16 protein-coding genes and 1 pseudogene are annotated in these 17,075 nt (G+C 66.0%); 5 read left to right on the forward strand and 12 right to left on the reverse strand.

What is annotated here, in order from left to right:
* Positions 1 to 80 precede the first annotated feature (80 nt).
* The 3 genes from VGE27_RS08555 to VGE27_RS08565 all read right to left on the reverse strand — a co-directional run bounded on the left by VGE27_RS08555 (position 81) and on the right by VGE27_RS08565 (position 2,475).
* Positions 81 to 359 carry a hypothetical protein gene (locus VGE27_RS08555; RefSeq protein ID WP_331049234.1) on the reverse strand — a complete coding sequence of 93 codons (279 nt, stop codon included), beginning with the start codon at positions 357 to 359 and terminating at the stop codon, positions 81 to 83.
* A gap of 92 nt (positions 360 to 451) precedes the next feature.
* Positions 452 to 1,975, reverse strand: a complete 1,524-nt coding sequence (locus VGE27_RS08560; RefSeq protein WP_331049235.1) for a sodium:solute symporter family transporter — start codon at positions 1,973 to 1,975, stop codon at positions 452 to 454.
* Positions 1,972 to 2,475: a hypothetical protein gene (locus VGE27_RS08565; protein ID WP_331049236.1), complete on the reverse strand. Its 504-nt coding sequence runs from the start codon at positions 2,473 to 2,475 to the stop codon at positions 1,972 to 1,974. The genes VGE27_RS08560 and VGE27_RS08565 overlap by 4 nt, the downstream gene beginning before the upstream one ends.
* 48 nt (positions 2,476 to 2,523) lie before the next feature.
* Between VGE27_RS08565 and VGE27_RS08570 the strand changes: the two genes are divergently transcribed.
* Positions 2,524 to 3,342 carry a LysM peptidoglycan-binding domain-containing protein gene (locus VGE27_RS08570; RefSeq protein WP_331049237.1) on the forward strand — a complete coding sequence of 273 codons (819 nt, stop codon included), beginning with the start codon at positions 2,524 to 2,526 and terminating at the stop codon, positions 3,340 to 3,342.
* A 12-nt stretch (positions 3,343 to 3,354) separates the two neighbouring features.
* On the opposite strand, the gene VGE27_RS08575 is transcribed toward VGE27_RS08570, so the two are convergent.
* The 5 genes from VGE27_RS08575 to VGE27_RS08595 form a co-directional block, all read right to left on the reverse strand.
* The gene (locus VGE27_RS08575) at positions 3,355 to 4,341 is read right to left on the reverse strand and encodes a deoxyhypusine synthase family protein (RefSeq protein WP_331049238.1); all 987 of its coding nucleotides are present in this window, start codon (positions 4,339 to 4,341) and stop codon (positions 3,355 to 3,357) included.
* A gap of 82 nt (positions 4,342 to 4,423) precedes the next feature.
* Positions 4,424 to 6,187, reverse strand: a complete 1,764-nt coding sequence (locus VGE27_RS08580) for a tetratricopeptide repeat protein (protein ID WP_331049239.1) — start codon at positions 6,185 to 6,187, stop codon at positions 4,424 to 4,426.
* 52 nt (positions 6,188 to 6,239) lie between these two features.
* Complete coding sequence (locus VGE27_RS08585; RefSeq protein ID WP_331049240.1) at positions 6,240 to 6,530, reverse strand: hypothetical protein; 291 nt, start codon at positions 6,528 to 6,530, stop codon at positions 6,240 to 6,242.
* Between the two features lie 114 nt (positions 6,531 to 6,644).
* Positions 6,645 to 7,613, reverse strand: a complete 969-nt coding sequence (locus VGE27_RS08590) for an alpha/beta hydrolase (RefSeq protein WP_331049241.1) — start codon at positions 7,611 to 7,613, stop codon at positions 6,645 to 6,647.
* A gap of 47 nt (positions 7,614 to 7,660) precedes the next feature.
* The gene (locus VGE27_RS08595; protein ID WP_331049242.1) at positions 7,661 to 8,557 is read right to left on the reverse strand and encodes a LytTR family DNA-binding domain-containing protein; all 897 of its coding nucleotides are present in this window, start codon (positions 8,555 to 8,557) and stop codon (positions 7,661 to 7,663) included.
* A gap of 281 nt (positions 8,558 to 8,838) precedes the next feature.
* Between VGE27_RS08595 and VGE27_RS08600 the strand changes: the two genes are divergently transcribed.
* The gene (locus VGE27_RS08600) at positions 8,839 to 9,987 is read left to right on the forward strand and encodes a sensor histidine kinase (RefSeq protein ID WP_331049243.1); all 1,149 of its coding nucleotides are present in this window, start codon (positions 8,839 to 8,841) and stop codon (positions 9,985 to 9,987) included.
* Here the strand turns inward: VGE27_RS08600 and VGE27_RS08605 are convergent, their stop codons facing one another.
* Positions 9,988 to 10,878: a hypothetical protein gene (locus tag VGE27_RS08605; RefSeq protein WP_331049244.1), complete on the reverse strand. Its 891-nt coding sequence runs from the start codon at positions 10,876 to 10,878 to the stop codon at positions 9,988 to 9,990. It lies immediately after the preceding gene.
* Positions 10,879 to 11,043: 165 nt separating this feature from the next.
* On the opposite strand from VGE27_RS08605, the gene VGE27_RS08610 reads away from it, so the two are divergent.
* Positions 11,044 to 11,790, forward strand: a complete 747-nt coding sequence (locus VGE27_RS08610; protein WP_331049245.1) for an SIMPL domain-containing protein — start codon at positions 11,044 to 11,046, stop codon at positions 11,788 to 11,790.
* Here the strand turns inward: VGE27_RS08610 and VGE27_RS08615 are convergent.
* Entirely contained in the window at positions 11,759 to 13,894 is a 2,136-nt protein-coding gene (locus VGE27_RS08615; RefSeq protein ID WP_331049246.1) for a GAF domain-containing hybrid sensor histidine kinase/response regulator, read from the reverse strand. The genes VGE27_RS08610 and VGE27_RS08615 overlap by 32 nt on opposite strands.
* Before the next feature lie 111 nt (positions 13,895 to 14,005).
* On the opposite strand from VGE27_RS08615, the gene VGE27_RS08620 reads away from it, so the two are divergent.
* Positions 14,006 to 14,767, forward strand: coding sequence for a pseudouridine synthase (locus tag VGE27_RS08620; protein WP_331049247.1), 762 nt, complete (start codon positions 14,006 to 14,008; stop codon positions 14,765 to 14,767).
* Here the strand turns inward: VGE27_RS08620 and VGE27_RS08625 are convergent.
* The gene (locus VGE27_RS08625; RefSeq protein WP_331049248.1) at positions 14,670 to 15,290 is read right to left on the reverse strand and encodes a TlpA disulfide reductase family protein; all 621 of its coding nucleotides are present in this window, start codon (positions 15,288 to 15,290) and stop codon (positions 14,670 to 14,672) included. The genes VGE27_RS08620 and VGE27_RS08625 overlap by 98 nt on opposite strands.
* Positions 15,287 to 16,519, reverse strand: coding sequence for a methyltransferase (locus VGE27_RS08630; protein WP_331049249.1), 1,233 nt, complete (start codon positions 16,517 to 16,519; stop codon positions 15,287 to 15,289). The genes VGE27_RS08625 and VGE27_RS08630 overlap by 4 nt, the downstream gene beginning before the upstream one ends.
* 361 nt (positions 16,520 to 16,880) lie before the next feature.
* On the opposite strand from VGE27_RS08630, the pseudogene VGE27_RS08635 reads away from it, so the two are divergent.
* Positions 16,881 to 17,075, forward strand: a pseudogene (locus VGE27_RS08635) (hypothetical protein); the annotation flags it as partial.

Consider the following 17,075-nt stretch of genomic DNA (forward strand, 5'->3'; position numbering starts at 1 on the left):
CGCGTCGACGCGATGTCGTCGGCGCCCGGTGTCCAGAGAGGCGAGGAGTCAGTCACACCACGAAAGGCAGGAGGACACGATCAGCGCACTTCATGCTGCGCCAGCGCGACCGCCCGGCATCCCGGACCATGCGCTTCGCAATACCAGCCGTGGCGATCGTGAAAGATCAGGTGGGGCGCGTCATTGGGGCGCAGCCGCACGCGCACGAGATGCTCGACCCCCGTGCGTGGCCCCACGACGGTCCGTGCATCGAGCACGTCCACCACGGGCGTCACCGGGAAGAGATCCAGTTGTGTGGGAGCCAGCACCTGGGCGTCGTCCTCCGCACGGCGGCTCGACGAACGACGGGATGGGCTCATCGGCGGACCTGACGAGACATGCCCCAATCCTCGCCACGGTGCGGGCATGGCGCCAGCGGGGGTCACGCCTTGGGGACGCGGTCGACCGCCCCTCAGGCCTCCATCACGGCGCGTACATCCGGTGCGAGCGTGAAGGCCGCACTGTGGCGGGTGATCCAGGATGCCGCAAAGAACACGAGCAGCGACGACACCAGCGCGATGGCCGTGGCCGTCACACCGGATGGGAAGGTGAACACCTTTGCATACGCCAGCGTCTCCAGTCCCAGGGTCACCAGCATACCCGTGGCGATCGAACACAGCGCGCCCGCGCGGGTGGCCCCTTTCCAGTTGAGACCAATGGCCAGCGCCGGCACGAGCGTGGACGCGAACAGTCCCCATCCGAAAATGCCCAGGAACGCAACGACCGCCCCCGACCACTGCGCCACTGCCGCCGAGACCACGGTGAGCACCACGGTCCATATTCGGCCCCAACGCAGCTCATCCCGAACCCGCCAACCCAAGGCGATCGGCAAGTCGTGCGTGAAGGCCGCGGCGCCAATGCTCATGAAGGAGTTCACCGTACTCATGATGGCGGCCGCGACGGCCGCGAACACCAGCGCGGCAAGCGGCACCGGCGTGAACTGCAGCAGAAACGCCGGCATCGCGTCATCCGGACGCACAAGCGGCGCCGCCTTTCCTTGCAGTACCAGCGCCTTCATCGCGAGCCCCACACCCACAAACAGCAGCAGTGTGAGCGTCAACGCGATCGTCATCATCACCGGATACCATTTGAGCTTCCGGGGATCGCGCAGCATGAAATACTTGTGCGCCACATGCGGCTGCCCAATTGCTCCCAATCCGAACACGAAAAAGAACGACAGCGCGGCCAGCGGCGACAACTTTCCCCATGGGACCAGCAACGCGGGATCGTGGGCCATCAGCGTGCGTGATATCGCCGACATGCCGCCCGCACTGTCGAGCGCCAGCCAGAAGACCAGCGTCGAGGCGCCCGCCATGAGAGCGCCTTGAAAGACATCGTTGTAGATGCCCGCGAGGATGCCCCCCGATACCGAGTACGCGAGTACCACCAGCGTGCCAAGCCAGATGGCGTTGCTCATGCCTACATGAAACGTGGCATCCACCACCAGCCCGAGCGCGAGGATGTTGGTGGCCATGTAGCTCACCACGGCCAGGATGATCGCCACCGCTGAGAGCCCCTGCGCCGCGGGAGACTGATAGCGCGCGCCAATCGCATCAGGGATGGTGATCATCTCCCGCACCTCGGCCAACAAGCGCAATCGTTTGGCCAGCACCCACGCACCCATCGTGTTCGTGAGTGACGCCGACAGGATGATGAACACCGCGCCAAGTCCCAGCGTGTACACCAGCCCCGGCCCGCCGATGAAGGCAAAGCCGGACAACGTGGCCGCCATGGCCGAGATGGCGAGCGTGATCATGCCGATGCCCTTGCCGGCCACGAAGAAGTCAGCGGCGGATTTCGTGCGTCGTGTGGCCCATACCCCGATGATCGCCACAATCACGAAGTAGGCCAGGCCTACGGCCGCGATGGTCGGACGCGCATCGGTGGGGATGTTGGCCGCCTGCTGCAACGCCAACACGGAGACGACGCGGCTCATTGTGTATCCGCCGGCCGCGCCGTCGGCGACAGACGGGCCGCGCGAACGCGCTCCACATCGGCGTCAGACAACGTGAAGGCATCGAACGTGAACGCATACGCCAGTGGCAGTACGAACAGCGGCAACAGTCCCACGCCATACACGATCACCGCCGCGCGTGGCGGAAGCCCAAGCCATAGCGCACCGTCAGCTACATCGGCGGGCATACCCAAAGCCAGCAGGAAAGCGCCCGCTACCAGCACGAACACCGCTCCCATTGGCCATTTCAGACGCCCCAGTGATCGCCCTGCACGAGCGGCGCCGAGCACCATCGTGGCGATCATGTTGAGCGGCATGGCGACGGCCATGACGTACGGCCCCCAGCGGGCCATCGGCGGCGGCAGGAAGGCCGACGCATAGGCGAGCGCGATGCCCACCGTGCCAAGCACAATGGCCTGCAGCGCGCGCCGGTGGACGGACGTGTCGGTTGTCCGGGGGTGTTCGGTGACGGTCATGACCATGATCAATATCACGTCGCGCCGGCGGGGTGCAGCTATCTTTCACAGACGATGAACGCGCAGCCCCCTCTCTCGTCCCCGTCGCGCGGCTGGTTGCGCGCAGGCGCCTCCGCACCGGCCCCACGCCGGCAGCGCAGCGTCTGGGTGCGAGTCCTGCTGGCCCTGACCAGCACCACGGCGGTGTTCGCGACGGCGGGTGTGGTGGCCGCTGCCGCCGTGATCCCTCCGGTGGGCGCCCGCCGGACAGCGCGAGACGCGGCGTTGCGTGAGATCGGGGCTCAGGTGGCGCCGGGTGAGCAGATCGTTGCCCAAACGTTTGCCTCGCAGCGCCGCTGGACCGACATGTGGCGCGAATCTTTTGGTGTGGTGGTGGCCACCGATCGCCGGCTGCTGTACGTGGGCGCCCCTCCCACGCCGTTGCTCCGCCCACGCGATGACGGGCCGCTCGAGCTGCTGGTGGAGAGCTATCCGTACGACGCCGCGTTCACACTCGATCCACGCACCATCTGGCGTGGCCGGGGACGTGGCCTGGTGCTGCGTACCCCTGCGGTGCAGGTGGATTTCATCGTGGACGACCGCAACTGGACCGATGCTCAGCGCGTGGCCGTGGCCAGCGCCAAGGCTCGCGGCGTGGTCTCCCGCGAGATCGAGCAGCTCGACGCGACCTTACGTGCGCCAGCGCCCGTTGCGGCGCAATACGTCTTTCACATTGTGCGGCGCGGCGAAACCCTTACCGGTCTCGCACGGCGCTACCGCACATCGCCGGACGTGCTGCGGCAGCTCAATCAGCTTTCGCAGGACGGCATTCGTGTGGGCCAGCGACTGCGAGTGCCGAAGGTCGAAGTTGAAGACTCAACGGCACTGCAGTAGCCGATCTGCACGTTACCAGCCGAGCACCATCGCAAACACCAGCGGTGCCACGATGCTCGCGTCGCTCTCGATGATGAACTTCGGCGTGTCGATGCCCAGCTTGCCCCACGTGATCTTCTCGTTCGGCACGGCACCAGAGTACGAGCCGTACGACGTGGTCGAATCGCTGATCTGGCAGAAGTAGCCCCACAGTGGCACTTCCGTGCGCTGCAGATCCTGATGCAGCATCGGCACCACGCAGATCGGGAAGTCACCGGCAATACCACCGCCGATCTGGAAGAAGCCCAGCGACGACGTCCTGGTGACTTCGGTGTAGTGCTCGGCGAGGTACATCATGTACTCGATGCCGCTGCGCACCGTGTGCACGTTCTTGATGTTGCCGTCGATCACATGCGACGCGAAGATGTTGCCGGTCGTCGAGTCTTCCCAGCCCGGCACGATGATGGGCAGGTTCTTCTGCGCTGCGGCGAGCATCCACGAGTTCTTCGGATCGATCTGGTAGTACTGCTCGAGCTTCCCGCTCAGCAGGATGCGATACATGAACTCGTGCGGGAAATACCGTTCGCCCTTCTGGTCGGCAGCCGTCCACTCGTCGAGAATAGCCTTCTCGATGCGGCGGATGGCTTCCGCTTCCGGGATGCAGGTGTCCGTCACGCGATTGAAGTGACGCTCGAGCAGCTCCTGCTCCTGCTGCGGCGTCAGGTCGCGGTAATTGGGCACGCGCTCGTAGTGATCGTGCGCCACGAGGTTGTAGATGTCTTCCTCGAGATTCGCACCCGTGCAGGTGATGGCGTGCACCTTGTCCTGACGGATCATTTCCGCGAGGGACAGGCCAAGCTCCGCGGTGCTCATCGCACCGGCAAGTGTCACCATCATCTTGCCACCCTGGTCGAGGTGGCGGACATATGCATCACTCGCATCGATCAATGCCGCAGCATTGAAGTGGCGGTAGTGATGACGAAGAAACGCCGAGACCGGCGCGGCAGAAGACTGGGTCATGATGGGATTCGGTATCAGGATCGGGCGTCTGTGCTCCCAATCTAATCGCGAATGCCCTGCCCGGGCCGCGTGTTACAGGCGGTTACGTCCGGTCGTTCGCGGGAAAACGGCTCCCGGGGCTACGCCGAACGCCCAGCCAGACGGCACCCACCGCCAGCGCGATGGCGACCGCGTTGAAGCCGAGGACGCTGGCCCCCACTGCCAGCGCGACACACAGCACCGCGACGATGCGGGCACCCGCGCCTTCTGCATCGCGACGGTGCTGGGCATGCACCAGATCCGCTGCGCGTGCGCCGCCCCAGCCAATTCCTGTCGCTTCGCCCTGCACCTCGCCAATGCCCGCCGCTCCCGAACCAGGCGTGGCACTGCGCCCATCACGAATGCCCTCGAGACCCGCACCCGGCGTGCGCGCCACGCTCATCGCAGCGGCATTGAGCATGCCGGGCAGTTCGGTCTGCTCGAGGCGCAGCTGTTCCGGCACATCGGTCAGCAGCGACAGCCCAAAGCGGACAGGTAGCAACGCACTACCATCCCGCTCTCCGCGCACGATGGCGGATGACGACACGGTCCAGTCAATGCCGGCATCGGTACGACCACTGCGCGGTGTGGAAGCCTCATTCGATTCGGGACCGCCTCGTGCGCCATCGAGCAGTGCCTGCATGAGCCGGCGCGCGCCCGGTGGCACCACGATGCTCGATCGCTGCCACAGCCGCAGTGCCTCGGCCGGATCGTTGCGCCGGAGCGCACCGAGTAGCGCCGCCAGCCCGACGGACGGCGTTGGGCGCACCACCGTACTGGCTTCGAGTTGCCGCGTGGCGTCGAGCAATTGCCCGATGAGTGTGCGCGCCGCATGGGCCTGCTCCGGTGTGCAACTGCCCATCAGCGTGCCGCCGGCGGACAGCGCGCGCATCAACACACGCATGTCCGCCGTGGGCATACCATCGGCACGACGCATCATGCGCGCGCCGAGTGACGCGAACGCATGTTCCACGAGATCACCGCCGTCGGTGGGAGACCACCGCAGGGTATCGTCGAGCGGAAGCGCTTCGCCGGCCGGTTCGGTATCGGGCTGCGACGGCTCATCGGGCAGGTCGATGAAATGCACGACCGGCGCAAATTCATCGTCGGTGCCCATGGCCTCCCGCGATTCGCTGCGTGCGCGATCGGCCGACAGCGAGCGCAGGATCGCCCGTGCCCAGCCCACGGCGGGATGATCGGCAAACTGCTGCTGCACAGCAGCGATCAGTTCACTGGCATCGTTGAGGTGCCCCTGACGGGCCAACACCACCGCCAGCTGCAACCGAAGTACCGGATCGTGTGGTGACGCGTCGAGCGCACCCGCCAAGGCCACGCGGGCCCCTGACCAGTCGCCTGACATGGAGCGGGCCACCGATTGCAGGTAGCGCAGGGCGACCGATGTGGGGCGCAGATCGAGTCCCTCCCCGGCCACACGCTCGCCCTCGCCAGGCAATCCCAGAACCGTGAGGGCACCACCGCGCAGGTACCAGCCCTCTTCACTACGCTGGGCGCCGGTCCAGACATCATCGAGCGCGGCGAGGGCGTCGCCGGGCAACTGCCGCAACAGGGCGGTACGGGCCTGAGCCAGGCCCATTGCCGTCGCTCCCCGGGGGACTGCCTCGCGCGTCTCGAGCAGATCCTCAGTGCCAAACAGGGCTTCGAGCGGCAGACCGCTTCGCGAAAGCGGTCCCTCATTGGCAATGCCCTCGGCCGGAGCGGTCGGCGTGACCCGCACCACCGCGCGCGCTCCACCTACCGGCCGCGAAGACGTGGCCGGTGTAATGGGGGTACCCCGAAGGCCGTTGATGCCGTTCAGGTTGGAGGACATGCTCAACAGTATCGGCGGGTGCGGGCCGGCCCTGCACCCCCCAGGTGATCCCTCAGAGCAGCGCTTCGATCAGTGCCGACTCTTCGTCCACCCGCACATAGCCCCCGACCTCGTTGAGCCAGCGATAGGCGCTGCCATCGCGGTCGAGCGCCAACTGCCGGCGCGTGGTGCTGTGTTCGTAGACACGCAACTCGCCAACATCCACGGGTCCTTCCACGAATCCGACAAACCAGAAGGCCGCGGCGGCTTCGGATGCGGCGGTGCCGAACACTGCGGCGAGCGCACGCTGCAGTGGGGTCCAGTCGGGTGGCTGGTAGGCGGGGAAAATGTCGGAGTCGCTCATGATTCTGCCGGCAAGACGCGCCGAGAAAACGAGCGTCACGGATCGTCACAGGCCGGGCCGCCCACGTTCAGTTGTGGCAGTGACGCGCATCGCAAATCCCCTGCCGTGCATCACTTATCGCGGTCGTGGCGTGCTGGGCACGTCGACTCGCGCGCTGCGTGCGGCCAGGTGATCGAGCACAAACCGCTGCGTATCCGCGAGCGATTCCCGGGCTTCGGGCAACACCGCCGAAAAGAACTGCCAGACGTGCGGCACACGCGGCCACATTCGCAGCTCCACTGGCACACCAGCGGCCCTCGCCCGCTCCACCAGACGCACCGAATCGTCGCGCAGGACTTCGTCGGTACTGGCGTGCACCAGCATGGGAGGGAAGCCCCGAAAGTCGCCGTATAGCGGGGACACGTAGGGGGAACGCGGGTCCGCGTCTCCCACGTAGAACGCCGCCGCCCGGCGGATCGTGATGGCCGCGAACATCGCGCAGCGATCACTGTTCTCCTCGAGCGAAGCCCCCGTGGCGGCGAGGTCGGTCCAAGGAGAGTAGGTCACGACCGCGGCAGGCAGCGGCCAGCCGCGATCCCGCGCCGCCAGCAACATCGAGAGTGCCAGCCCGCCTCCCGCCGAATCGCCAGCCACCACCATTTGATCGGGAGCCACACCGAGATCGAGAACATGACGATAAGCGCCAAGCGCATCGTCGAGGGCGTCGGGGAAGCGGTGCTCCGGGGCCAACCGATAGGCGGGCACATACACCTCGCCGCCGATCCGCTGCGCCAGAGCGCCGGCCAGCGACCGATGAGTCTCGGGCGAGCAACCGATGTACCCGCCGCCGTGCAAGTACAGCACGGTCGGACTCACCGCGGCAGAGAACATCGTGCTCTGGAGGCGTTCCCCGCCCACCCAGCTGCCCTGCGGAGGCAGCAGCGCGAAACGCGCGCCGGTGGCCCGTGCCATGAGACGCCGGGCCACACGTGGGCGGCCCATGTTGGTGCGCACCCACTGCGGATCGATCGGACGCAGAGCGTGCGGACGCATGCGCGCCCGCACGAGACGTTCAATCCAGAAGGACTGCCAGCTTGCCGCCATGAGCAATCATACCCTCATGGCGACAGAGGTTCATTGGCGGCGCAAACTCAGACGCCGACCTGCTTCTCCACGCGATCGCGGTAGTGACGGCTGAGGCGCAGGCGCGTGCCGTCTTCGAGGATGACCACGTAGTCGCCCGAGAACCACTGTTGCATCTCGCGCACGCGATTCAGGTTCACGATCGTCGAGCGATGAATGCGGGCGAACAGACGCGGGTCGAGCGTTTCCTCGAGATGACTGATGCGCTCGCGGATGGTGTGCGCCTGCTTACCCACGTGCAATCGCACGTAGTTGCGGTCGGCCTCGATCCAGTCGATTTCGGTGGTCTTCACGAAGAACATGCGACCGTCCTGCTTCACCAGAATGCGGCTGGCGTAACGCCCCGCCCCGCCCGAGGAAGCACCTGTGACCCCGGCCGTCGGGGCCGGCGCCAGTGCCGTGCCGCCATTGCCCGAACCGCCGAGCCCCAGTGCACCGCCGAGCGAACTCCCAAGCAGGGATGCCTGGTTGTCGCCGTTACCGTCGGCGAGGCGCCGCACCGTTTCGAGTAGCTCGCCCAACCGCTCGGCCGCCACGGCATGCGCGCGCTGACGGCGCGCCTTGTCGAAAGCCGACCGGAAACGATCCGCGTCCACCGGCTTGAGGACGTAGTCCACAGCGTGCACATCGAAGGCACGCTGGGCGTGTTCGTCGTAGGCCGTGATGAACAGAACCATCGGTACGTGGCCGCCTTCCAGTTCGCGCAGCACGCCGAAACCATCGAGGCCCGGCATCTGTACGTCGAGGCACACCAGGTCGGGCTGCAGCTCGCGAATCAGCCCCACGGCCTCGTGACCACTCTCGGCCTCGCCCACGATCTCCACATCCGCTTCGTTCTGCAGCAGGCGCCGCACACGTTGACGGGCCAACGCCTCGTCATCGACGATCAGGACTCGAACGCTCACCTTCTCCCCTCCGGTAGACTGGTCGGCATCATCACGGAAATGCGCTGGGAGGTCCGATGCGCCGGTGATGCCTGACCGGGCCGCCGCGCCGAAATGCTCATGGTTTCAGGGAGAGGTCCAGTCGTCCGGGCCGGCGCCGAATGCGCTCGCCAGAGACCTCCCCGTCTCGTACTACGTTGCCCCATCGGTGCGGGTTCCAGTGCCGGGAGCGTCCTCGCCTGCCGCTCCCCCTCGTCCCCACCCCGCTTGCCAGACAGCACTCGACCTCGCTGCTTCCCTATATGGCTTCTCCGACTCAGCCGTTGACGATTGCCGACGAAGGCCTGCGCCTTCGTCAGGTGACGCGCATCCTCTTTGCCGTGGTGTGGATCGTGCCGGCCGTGCTGGCCTCGCTCCAGATGACACTGGTTGGCGATGCCTCCGGCGCCCAGTACAGCATTGGCACGGCCCTCGTCTGGCAGGGATCCACCTGGCTGCTCTGGAGCCTGTGGTCGCAACTGATCCTGACGCTGGTCGACCGGGTGAAACTCGACACGGCCCGCCTGCTGCCCTGGCTCACGGTGCACATCGGGGCCAGTGCCCTCGTGTGCATCATCGATGTGTTCGTGATCGCGTGGCTCGATCACATCTTCGGCGCCGTCGGTCAGGTCACGAGCTACGCGTTCACCTTGCGCGTGGTGCTCGTCAACCATCTCGACTTCCAGGTGGTGCTCTACTGGGCCGTGCTCGGCGCCGCCTACATGGTGGAATTCGTGCGACGCTATCGGGAGCGCGATCGGGCCGCCACCGAGCTCGAACAGAAGCTGGCCCGCACGCAGCTCGAAGCCCTGCGTATGCAGCTCAATCCGCACTTCCTGTTCAACGCCCTCAACTCGGTCGCCGAGCTGATGGAAATGGACGTGCGGGAGGCACAACGCACGCTGACGCGCGTCAGCGACCTGCTGCGGCTGTCGCTGCGCTCCGCCGGCCAGCCGATGATTCCCGTCTGGCAGGAAATCGAGCTCGTGGAGCTCTACCTGCAGATTGCCCGCGTGCGCTACGGCGCCGGCCTGGAAGCAGACATCACCGTCGACCCGTCCATTGTCGACGACATGGTGCCCAGCTTCCTCATGCAGCCGCTGGTGGAGAACGCCCTCAAGCACGGATTGGCACCGGGTCATCGGGATCAGTGCATCGAGGTGAAGGTGGGACGACAGGGCAACACGATCGAGATCGTAGTGCAAGACAACGGCAAGGGTCTGGATGGTTTACTGACCACCAGCGGCAGATTTCTGGCCGCCGTCCCGTCGGTGGACGGTCTGGGCATCGGTCTCACCAATACCCGTTCCCGCCTCACCATGCTGTACGGCGACCGGTACGCGTTTCGTATGAGCAACCTCCCCACCGGTGGCTGTCGCGTGGAAATCCGACTGCCGATGGAGTCGCGCTAGTCAGCGCAATTCGAGGCTGCGCAGCAACGAGGTGAGTCCGGCCTGCCACACCAGTGGCTGCCCCGGCAAGTCGTTGCGTGGCGTGCGAAGCAACGTGCGTACATCGTCGTCCCGCAGCAGCGACTGTGCGTCGATCGCGCTGAGCACCAACGGCGTCCGCTTCACCCACAAGCCCTCGGCAGCAATGCGCACCGCCTTGCCGTCAGCGTCCAGCACGGCCCCGGTCAACTGAATCACGCTCACCGGCGTCTCGAGGGATGTGAGCCAGGGCAGCGAAGCCTCGTGCGATGCGCCCAGCGTGACATACTTGCTGCCCGTGATACCCCGCTGCCGCGGCAGGTACTGACCAATCTCGAGGGTGATCACCACTGCGTGCGTCGCCTGCAGGCTGTCCAGTCGCTGCCGGAGTGCCGCGCGCCATGCCGGTGAAGGGTTCGCGACCGCGAGGCGATGGAAGGTGCCCTGCCGCCCAATGGCCTGACTCGGGTCCGCTGCATCGCAATCCTGCAGGTTCATGGCGGGGCAGCCAAACTGCACATCGGGCGGAGTCAGTCGCTCGCCAACCAGTGGAGTGGTGACCGAACCGGCCGCCAGCGAATCGAGTTGCTGCTGCAAGGCCGCCACGAGTTGCTGCAGCGGCTCACCCGACCCAGCACCAGGTTCGAACATCTGCGGTTGGGTCGCACCGGCTTGCCAGGCGATCGGAAAAACGGCCGTCGGCCCACGCAACGCCGGAAGTGCCTTGCCCGCCACCCATGGGGCGTTCCGCAACATGCGATCACCCACGCCGCTACCCAGCGTAGCACCCGTGGACGCTCCACTACTCGCACAGGCGCTCACTGCCAAGGGAGCCGCCGCCAGCAACAATGTCTTCAAGGGACGTGACAACATGGGAACCTCGGGGTAATTCGTAGTACTTCGTATCGATCATCGCGCCATTCCCGGTCCAATCGACGGGGACGTCAGCGATCAGGTGCCGAGCCATACCCGACCATGCGCGCCGTGGTCACGCACGATGCAAATCCCGTTGTCCATTCACTCTCTGCCACCGTCTCCATGACATCCGACGCCTCCTCCCGCGGTGGGAGCCCCATCGCCGCGGCCATTCTCGCCCTGGGCGTGCTCGCTGGTGGTTTTCTGGTCGGCAACGGATTTGCGCGCATGCGCACGGCCGACCGCACCGTATCGGTGAAAGGGGTGTCGGAACGTGAAGCGCAGGCGGATCTCGCGATCTGGCCGCTGCGCCTCGTGGCCACCGACGACGACCTGGCGCGCGCCAACACGACGCTCGAACGCAACGTGGAACAGGTCCGCGCGTTCCTGAAGCAGAACGGTCTCGATTCCGCCGGCACCGAGATCAGCATGCAGGAGTTTTCGGTGCAGGACGGGCGCACCATGGGCGGATACGGCAACAGTGCGCGCTACGTCATCCGTCAGACGCTGGTCGTGCGGTCCACACATGTGGACGTCGTGCAGGCGGCCAGCCAGCGGGTGCCGGAGCTGGTGCGCAATGGCGTGGTGCTGTCATCCGGCCAGGAATACGGCGGTGGCGGCCCGACGTTCGTCTTCACCAAGCTGAATGACCTCAAGCCGGCCATGATTGCCGAAGCGACCGCCCGGGCCCGTGAGGGCGCCGAGCAGTTTGCGAAGGACTCCAAGAGCTCACTGAGCGGCATCCGCACAGCAAGCCAGGGTGTCTTCGAGATTCTTCCCCGCGACCAGGCCATGGGCATCAGCGAGGAAAGCCAGGTCGTGAAGCGCGTACGTGTCGTTACGACGGTAGTGTACGGCCTCGATCGCTGAGTGCCCGGCGCACGGCTTCGCGCAGAGTGCTCGCATTGAACGGCTTGTTGATGAGGGCCGTGCCACGCTGCACTTCGTTCTGCACGGCCTGCACGTCGCCGTAGCCTGACATGAGGACGACCGGTACACCGGGGGCGCGTCGGCGGAGCGCCCCTGCGAGCTCCACGCCGCTGGTGCGTGGCATGACCACATCGCTGAGCACCAGGTCGATCGCCCCGAGGTGCGCCTCGAACATTTCCAGCGCCTCGCCGCCATCACGCGCCACCAGCAGTTCGTAGCCGTCGCTTGCGAGCACGCGTTCCACCACCGACCGCACGGACTGTTCGTCGTCCACCACCAGCAGCCGCTCGGCCACCCGTGGCGCCGGCACCGCCGGCGCCGACGGCTCGGCGACCAACGCAGTGGCTGCAACGGATGCCGTAGTGGCAACGGCCGACACAATCGCCGGCGCCGCAACGGCTTCAGAGGCCGCCGCCTGCAGGTAGATGCGGAACTCCGTGCCCTTGCCCTCCTGCGATTCCACCACAATGCGGCCATGCGCCGCCTGTACGATACCGAAGATCGACGACAGGCCGAGGCCCGTGCCCTTCCCGAGCGGCTTCGTGGTGAAGAAGGGTTCGAAGATCCGGGGCAGTATCTCCGCCGGAATACCCGTTCCCTCGTCACAAACCGACAGCACCACCCAACGTCCGGGCGCAATCTCCACGCCCTGATCGCGTAGCACCGACGCCAGATTCACGAAGCTCGTGCGCACCCTCACCTTGCCGCCATTGGGCATCGCATCGCGCGCATTGGTCGCCAGGTTGAGCATCACCTGCTCGAGCTGTCCCGGATCGATCACGATGGGCGGCACGTGGGGCAGGCTGGTCACCATCTCGACATTGGCCGGCATCAAGCGTCCGATCATTGGCGCCATGGCCGCGATCTGCACACCCGGTTCAACCACGCGGGGTTGAATAACCTGCTTGCGGCCAAAGGCCAGCAACTGCGCCGTGAGCTTCGCAGCACGGGTCGTGGCCACGTGCATCTCCGCCAACAGCGGCTCCGACGGACCATCCGAAGACGCGCGTTGCATCAACATCTCGCAGTTCGCGCGGATCACCGTGAGCAGGTTGTTGAAGTCATGCGCAATGCCGCCGGCGAGCACGCCCACCGCCTCCATCTTCTGTGCCTGGTGCAGCTGGGATTCCCGTACGGCCAGCGCCTCGAGCGCGCGCCGCCGCTCGGTGATGTCCGCGAAATACACCGCCAGTCCATGCCGGGCGGGCACCACGCGCATCATGAACCATCGCTGCGCTTCCGGCACCATGGCTTCCATTTCGAGCGACTGGTGCGTCAACGCCGCCTGACGCAGCGTCGCCTCGAACGGTGAGTTCACCATGCGCGGCAACACCGCCCACAGGTCCTGACCGATGGCGGTATCCCGATCGATCGCCAGAGCCAACGCACCGGCTTCATTCATGAAGCTCACTCTCCATTCACGATCGATAGCCGCGGCACCTTCGAGCATATGATCGAGAATGTCTGCTGATCGTTCCGGCAACCCCTCCACCGCGTGCCCACCCACTTGCCGTTCGGCGTTTCGTTCGCGATGCGCCAGCTCGGCTCGCAACTCGATCTCGCACACCACCACGCGGGCCAGGTCGTCGAGGATGGCTTCCTCGAAGGGCGTCCACTCCCGCGGCGTGTGCGTGATGGCGCACAACGCCCCCAGCGTGTGTCCATCGGATGTCGTGAGCGGGATACCGAGGTAGCCCACCACACCGAACTCGTCGATCGAGGGATTGGTGCACACCAGCGGGTGCACACGGGCATCTGGAATGCGCAGCACGGTGCGCGAGTCCACGACATGCTTGCAGAACGAGTGCGACAGCGGGGTCGTGACGCACATGGCGAGCTCGCCCATGGTGCCCTGCACACCGCGCGCATACTGGCCGCCTTCGCTGACCAGCGACACGAGGACCATCGGCACGTCGATGGCACGGGCGGCCGCGCGCGTGAGATGCTCGTACGGCTCGGCGGGATAGGCGCGAGGGGTCACCGCATCCTGCATGATTTGCAGACGCGCGCGATTCTTCAGTGCAGCAGAAAGACCGGAGTCCATGGTGATGCGGGCAAGGACATCGTGCCTTCCAATCCTGCATCGGCGGCGCGTCACGACGTCATGTGCAAGACGACACGCGCACGGAAAGGTTGCACACGATAGCTTTGCGTCATGGTGCTCTCCCGCTATCTCGCGCGACTGGGCTACGGCTCTCGCAAAGAGGTGGAACTCCTCATACGGCAGCGTCGCGTCACATCACGCGATGGTGTCGTTCTTCGTGATGGCGATTGCCCACCGCATGACGATATTCTGGTGGATGGCGCACCTCTCGACCCACCGGAGGGCTCGGTGGTGGTGTTGCACAAGCCACTGGGTTTTGTGTGCTCCACCAATGATCGGCCACCCATCGTGTACGAACTGCTGCCGCCGCGCTTTCTCGCGCGCACGCCGGTGATGGCCACGGTGGGGCGTCTCGATGCCGACACCACCGGTCTGTTGTTGCTGACAGACGACGGCGCACTCAATCACCGCATCACGTCACCGCGTACACACCTCAGCAAAACCTATCGCGCCACGCTCGCCGAGCCGCTGCGCGGTGATGAGGCGGCGCAGTTTGCCAGCGGGACGATGATGCTGAAAGGCGAGGACACACCACTGCTGCCCGCCGTGCTGCACCAGCACGCAGGACTCATGGTCGACCTGACCATCACGGAAGGACGCTACCACCAGGTGCGGCGCATGTTCGCGGCCACGGGCAACCATGTCGTGAGCCTGCAGCGCATCGCCTTGGGCCCACTGAACCTCGATGGGTTGCTGGAGGGAGCGTGGCGGCTGCTCAGTGCGACGGAAGTGGCGTCACTGCGCGCGGCAGCGAGTCGGTCGTCCCGTGTCGTGGCTCCGCCAGCAAGCGACGCAGCGCCGGACGCAACGTGATCGGCCCCACGGGCCCCATCACCGCATGGCGCACCACACCGTCGCGATCAAGCACCAGGCTGGTGGGATAGCCGCGTACTCCGCCAAACGCGCGCACTACGTCATCCGAGACGATGGCCACAGGATACGTGATGCCGCGATCGGCGAGGAAGGCATCGACATCGCGTGACGGTCCCCGGTCCACCGACAGCCCCAGTACGATCACGCTGTCTGCCGCGTAGGCGTCAGCGAGTTGTTGCAGCAAGGGCATTTCCGCGCGGCACGGAGCACACCAGGTGGCCCAGATGTTCACCAGCACCACCCGGCCACGCAGGCTGTCCGCCGACAATACCCGACCAGTACGTGTCGTGACGGTGAAGGACGGTTGCCGATGCTCGCGGGCCTTGGCTCCGGCGAGGGCCTCCACGTGCGGCCAGCATCGCGGCGCGGCCCATACCATCACGGCCGCGAATACGAGGTTGGACCACGACGCCCACCGCGGCCACCGCCGCCGCAGCTCCGCCAATGGAGGCCCGTCGGTCATGAGCGTACGGCGCCCAGTACCTTGAATCGCCGACCGTCGTGCGCCACGCGCACTTCCCCGAAGCGCGCGTGAATGAGGCGTTCATACGGCAGGGTGCGATTGGCCACGAGATACAGACGCCCACCGGGGGCCAGCACCTCCCACGCATCGTCGATGAAAGCCTGCGGCACCGTGAGATCCGTTGCCTTGCCCACATGAAAGGGCGGATTGGTGACCACCACGTCGAACGATTGTCCCTTCACGGCCGATCCGACGTCGCTGGCGAGTACCTGCACGCCGGACAATCCCGCACCCTCGACGGTGCGTTGCGCGCCGCGTACCGCATCCGCATCGGCGTCCACGAGAACAGCGGGCACCCCCGAGCGTACGGTGGCCACGACGCCGAGTGCGCCCGCACCGCAGCCAAGATCGAGCACCCGGTCACCAGGCCGGATGTTCATGATGTCCGCCAGCAGTGAAGTGGCCTCGTCGAGATGCTCCCAGGAAAAGACACCAGGGCGCGTGAACTGCGAGAATTCGAGGACGGTGTCATCGGCGCCGGCAAAGGCCACCGGCACCGCATGGAAATGCGACAAGTCGAGCCACGGCAGCGAGAAGATCGCCTCGTCGCCCGGCGTCGCGGAGACCTTTGCGGCGCGTACCATGCGGTGGCCGCTGTGCTGTGCTTCGACCGACGCGTTCCCGAATACCGCCTGCAGCAGCTTCGCAGCGGGCTTGGCTCCCTCATCGTTGCCGCCAGCCAGCAGGCATACGCCGCCCCCGCGGAGCATGCGAAACGCTTCGGCCACCGCGAGCTGTATGCCCAGGCGGTCGGTGGGGATTCGGATGGTCACCAGCGCAGCCTCGCCATCGGCGACGTGTTTGCCTGGGATGCCGACGTGCTGTACAGCCTCCGCGGCATCGCCGAGAGGTTGCTGTCCCGACGACAGAGCCAGCGTACGGGCTGCAGCGGCCGCATTGGGGGCCGAACGATCGCAGGCCATGGCCAGGTAACCCTGGGCGCCTGCAACGGCTGCCACGAGGCCATTGCCGGCCTGCAGATGCACGGAGCGCGGCCGGTCACCGTCAGTGGCGATCGCCTGCGGCCCTGCCGCGGCGATCCACTGCGCGAGCATATCGGCCGCCGGATCGTGCGCTCCGTGGGCAAAGACCCCCGGCTTGGTCGCCACGGTGACCACCACCTCTTCCAACCGGACCGGTGCCGTCAGCCAATGATGGTACGGATGCATGCGGCGCTCCTGTTCGAGCCGGCGACGAAACGGAAAGTTCTGACCAGAAACGCGAAACGGCACCACCGAAGTGATGCCGTCGCAAACCTGCAACCAACCGTGGAACCCAATGTCGTACCACAGTGGGCCTGAGAGGAGTTGAACCTCTGACCTCACGCTTATCAGGCAGAGACTTCAACAACTCCCACGCTCATAACACTCACGGCTCTATAGATGTGTCAGCAACGCAGTGCGCGCAAGCGGCTGCGTCTGGTCCCCGGTTGCGTCGCGAAATCACGACCAATCCGGAACATGCGCTCGCGCCTTACTGGCTCGTGCTCACCTTCGCCGGCGCCTGCCTCGGCCGGCTGCGGGGGTGGGAATGAGCGGCCGCGGATGGGCGATCACGCCCAAGAACGATTACGCGCCGGATTGGAAGGCGACCGCCACGGCCGTGAAGGACGAGGCCGGATGGTGCTGCGTGCGGTGCGGGCATTCCCACAGCCGTGAAGGCTGGCGGATCCTGACCGTCCACCACCTCGACGGCGACAAGGCGAACAATGCGTGGTGGAACCTG

Origin of the sequence: Gemmatimonas sp. (assembly GCF_036405635.1) — a bacterium.
Classification (GTDB): domain Bacteria; phylum Gemmatimonadota; class Gemmatimonadetes; order Gemmatimonadales; family Gemmatimonadaceae; genus Gemmatimonas.

Coding starts and splice junctions, on each gene's coding strand:
- VGE27_RS08555 (WP_331049234.1), bottom strand. CDS start 359: ATGAGCCCATCCCGTCGTTCGTCGAGCCGCCGTGCGGAGGACGACGCC.
- VGE27_RS08560 (WP_331049235.1), bottom strand. CDS start 1,975: ATGAGCCGCGTCGTCTCCGTGTTGGCGTTGCAGCAGGCGGCCAACATC.
- VGE27_RS08565 (WP_331049236.1), bottom strand. CDS start 2,475: ATGGTCATGACCGTCACCGAACACCCCCGGACAACCGACACGTCCGTC.
- VGE27_RS08570 (WP_331049237.1), top strand. CDS start 2,524: ATGAACGCGCAGCCCCCTCTCTCGTCCCCGTCGCGCGGCTGGTTGCGC.
- VGE27_RS08575 (WP_331049238.1), bottom strand. CDS start 4,341: ATGACCCAGTCTTCTGCCGCGCCGGTCTCGGCGTTTCTTCGTCATCAC.
- VGE27_RS08580 (WP_331049239.1), bottom strand. CDS start 6,187: ATGTCCTCCAACCTGAACGGCATCAACGGCCTTCGGGGTACCCCCATT.
- VGE27_RS08585 (WP_331049240.1), bottom strand. CDS start 6,530: ATGAGCGACTCCGACATTTTCCCCGCCTACCAGCCACCCGACTGGACC.
- VGE27_RS08590 (WP_331049241.1), bottom strand. CDS start 7,613: ATGGCGGCAAGCTGGCAGTCCTTCTGGATTGAACGTCTCGTGCGGGCG.
- VGE27_RS08600 (WP_331049243.1), top strand. CDS start 8,839: ATGGCTTCTCCGACTCAGCCGTTGACGATTGCCGACGAAGGCCTGCGC.
- VGE27_RS08605 (WP_331049244.1), bottom strand. CDS start 10,878: ATGTTGTCACGTCCCTTGAAGACATTGTTGCTGGCGGCGGCTCCCTTG.
- VGE27_RS08610 (WP_331049245.1), top strand. CDS start 11,044: ATGACATCCGACGCCTCCTCCCGCGGTGGGAGCCCCATCGCCGCGGCC.
- VGE27_RS08615 (WP_331049246.1), bottom strand. CDS start 13,894: ATGGACTCCGGTCTTTCTGCTGCACTGAAGAATCGCGCGCGTCTGCAA.
- VGE27_RS08620 (WP_331049247.1), top strand. CDS start 14,006: ATGGTGCTCTCCCGCTATCTCGCGCGACTGGGCTACGGCTCTCGCAAA.
- VGE27_RS08625 (WP_331049248.1), bottom strand. CDS start 15,290: ATGACCGACGGGCCTCCATTGGCGGAGCTGCGGCGGCGGTGGCCGCGG.
- VGE27_RS08630 (WP_331049249.1), bottom strand. CDS start 16,519: ATGCATCCGTACCATCATTGGCTGACGGCACCGGTCCGGTTGGAAGAG.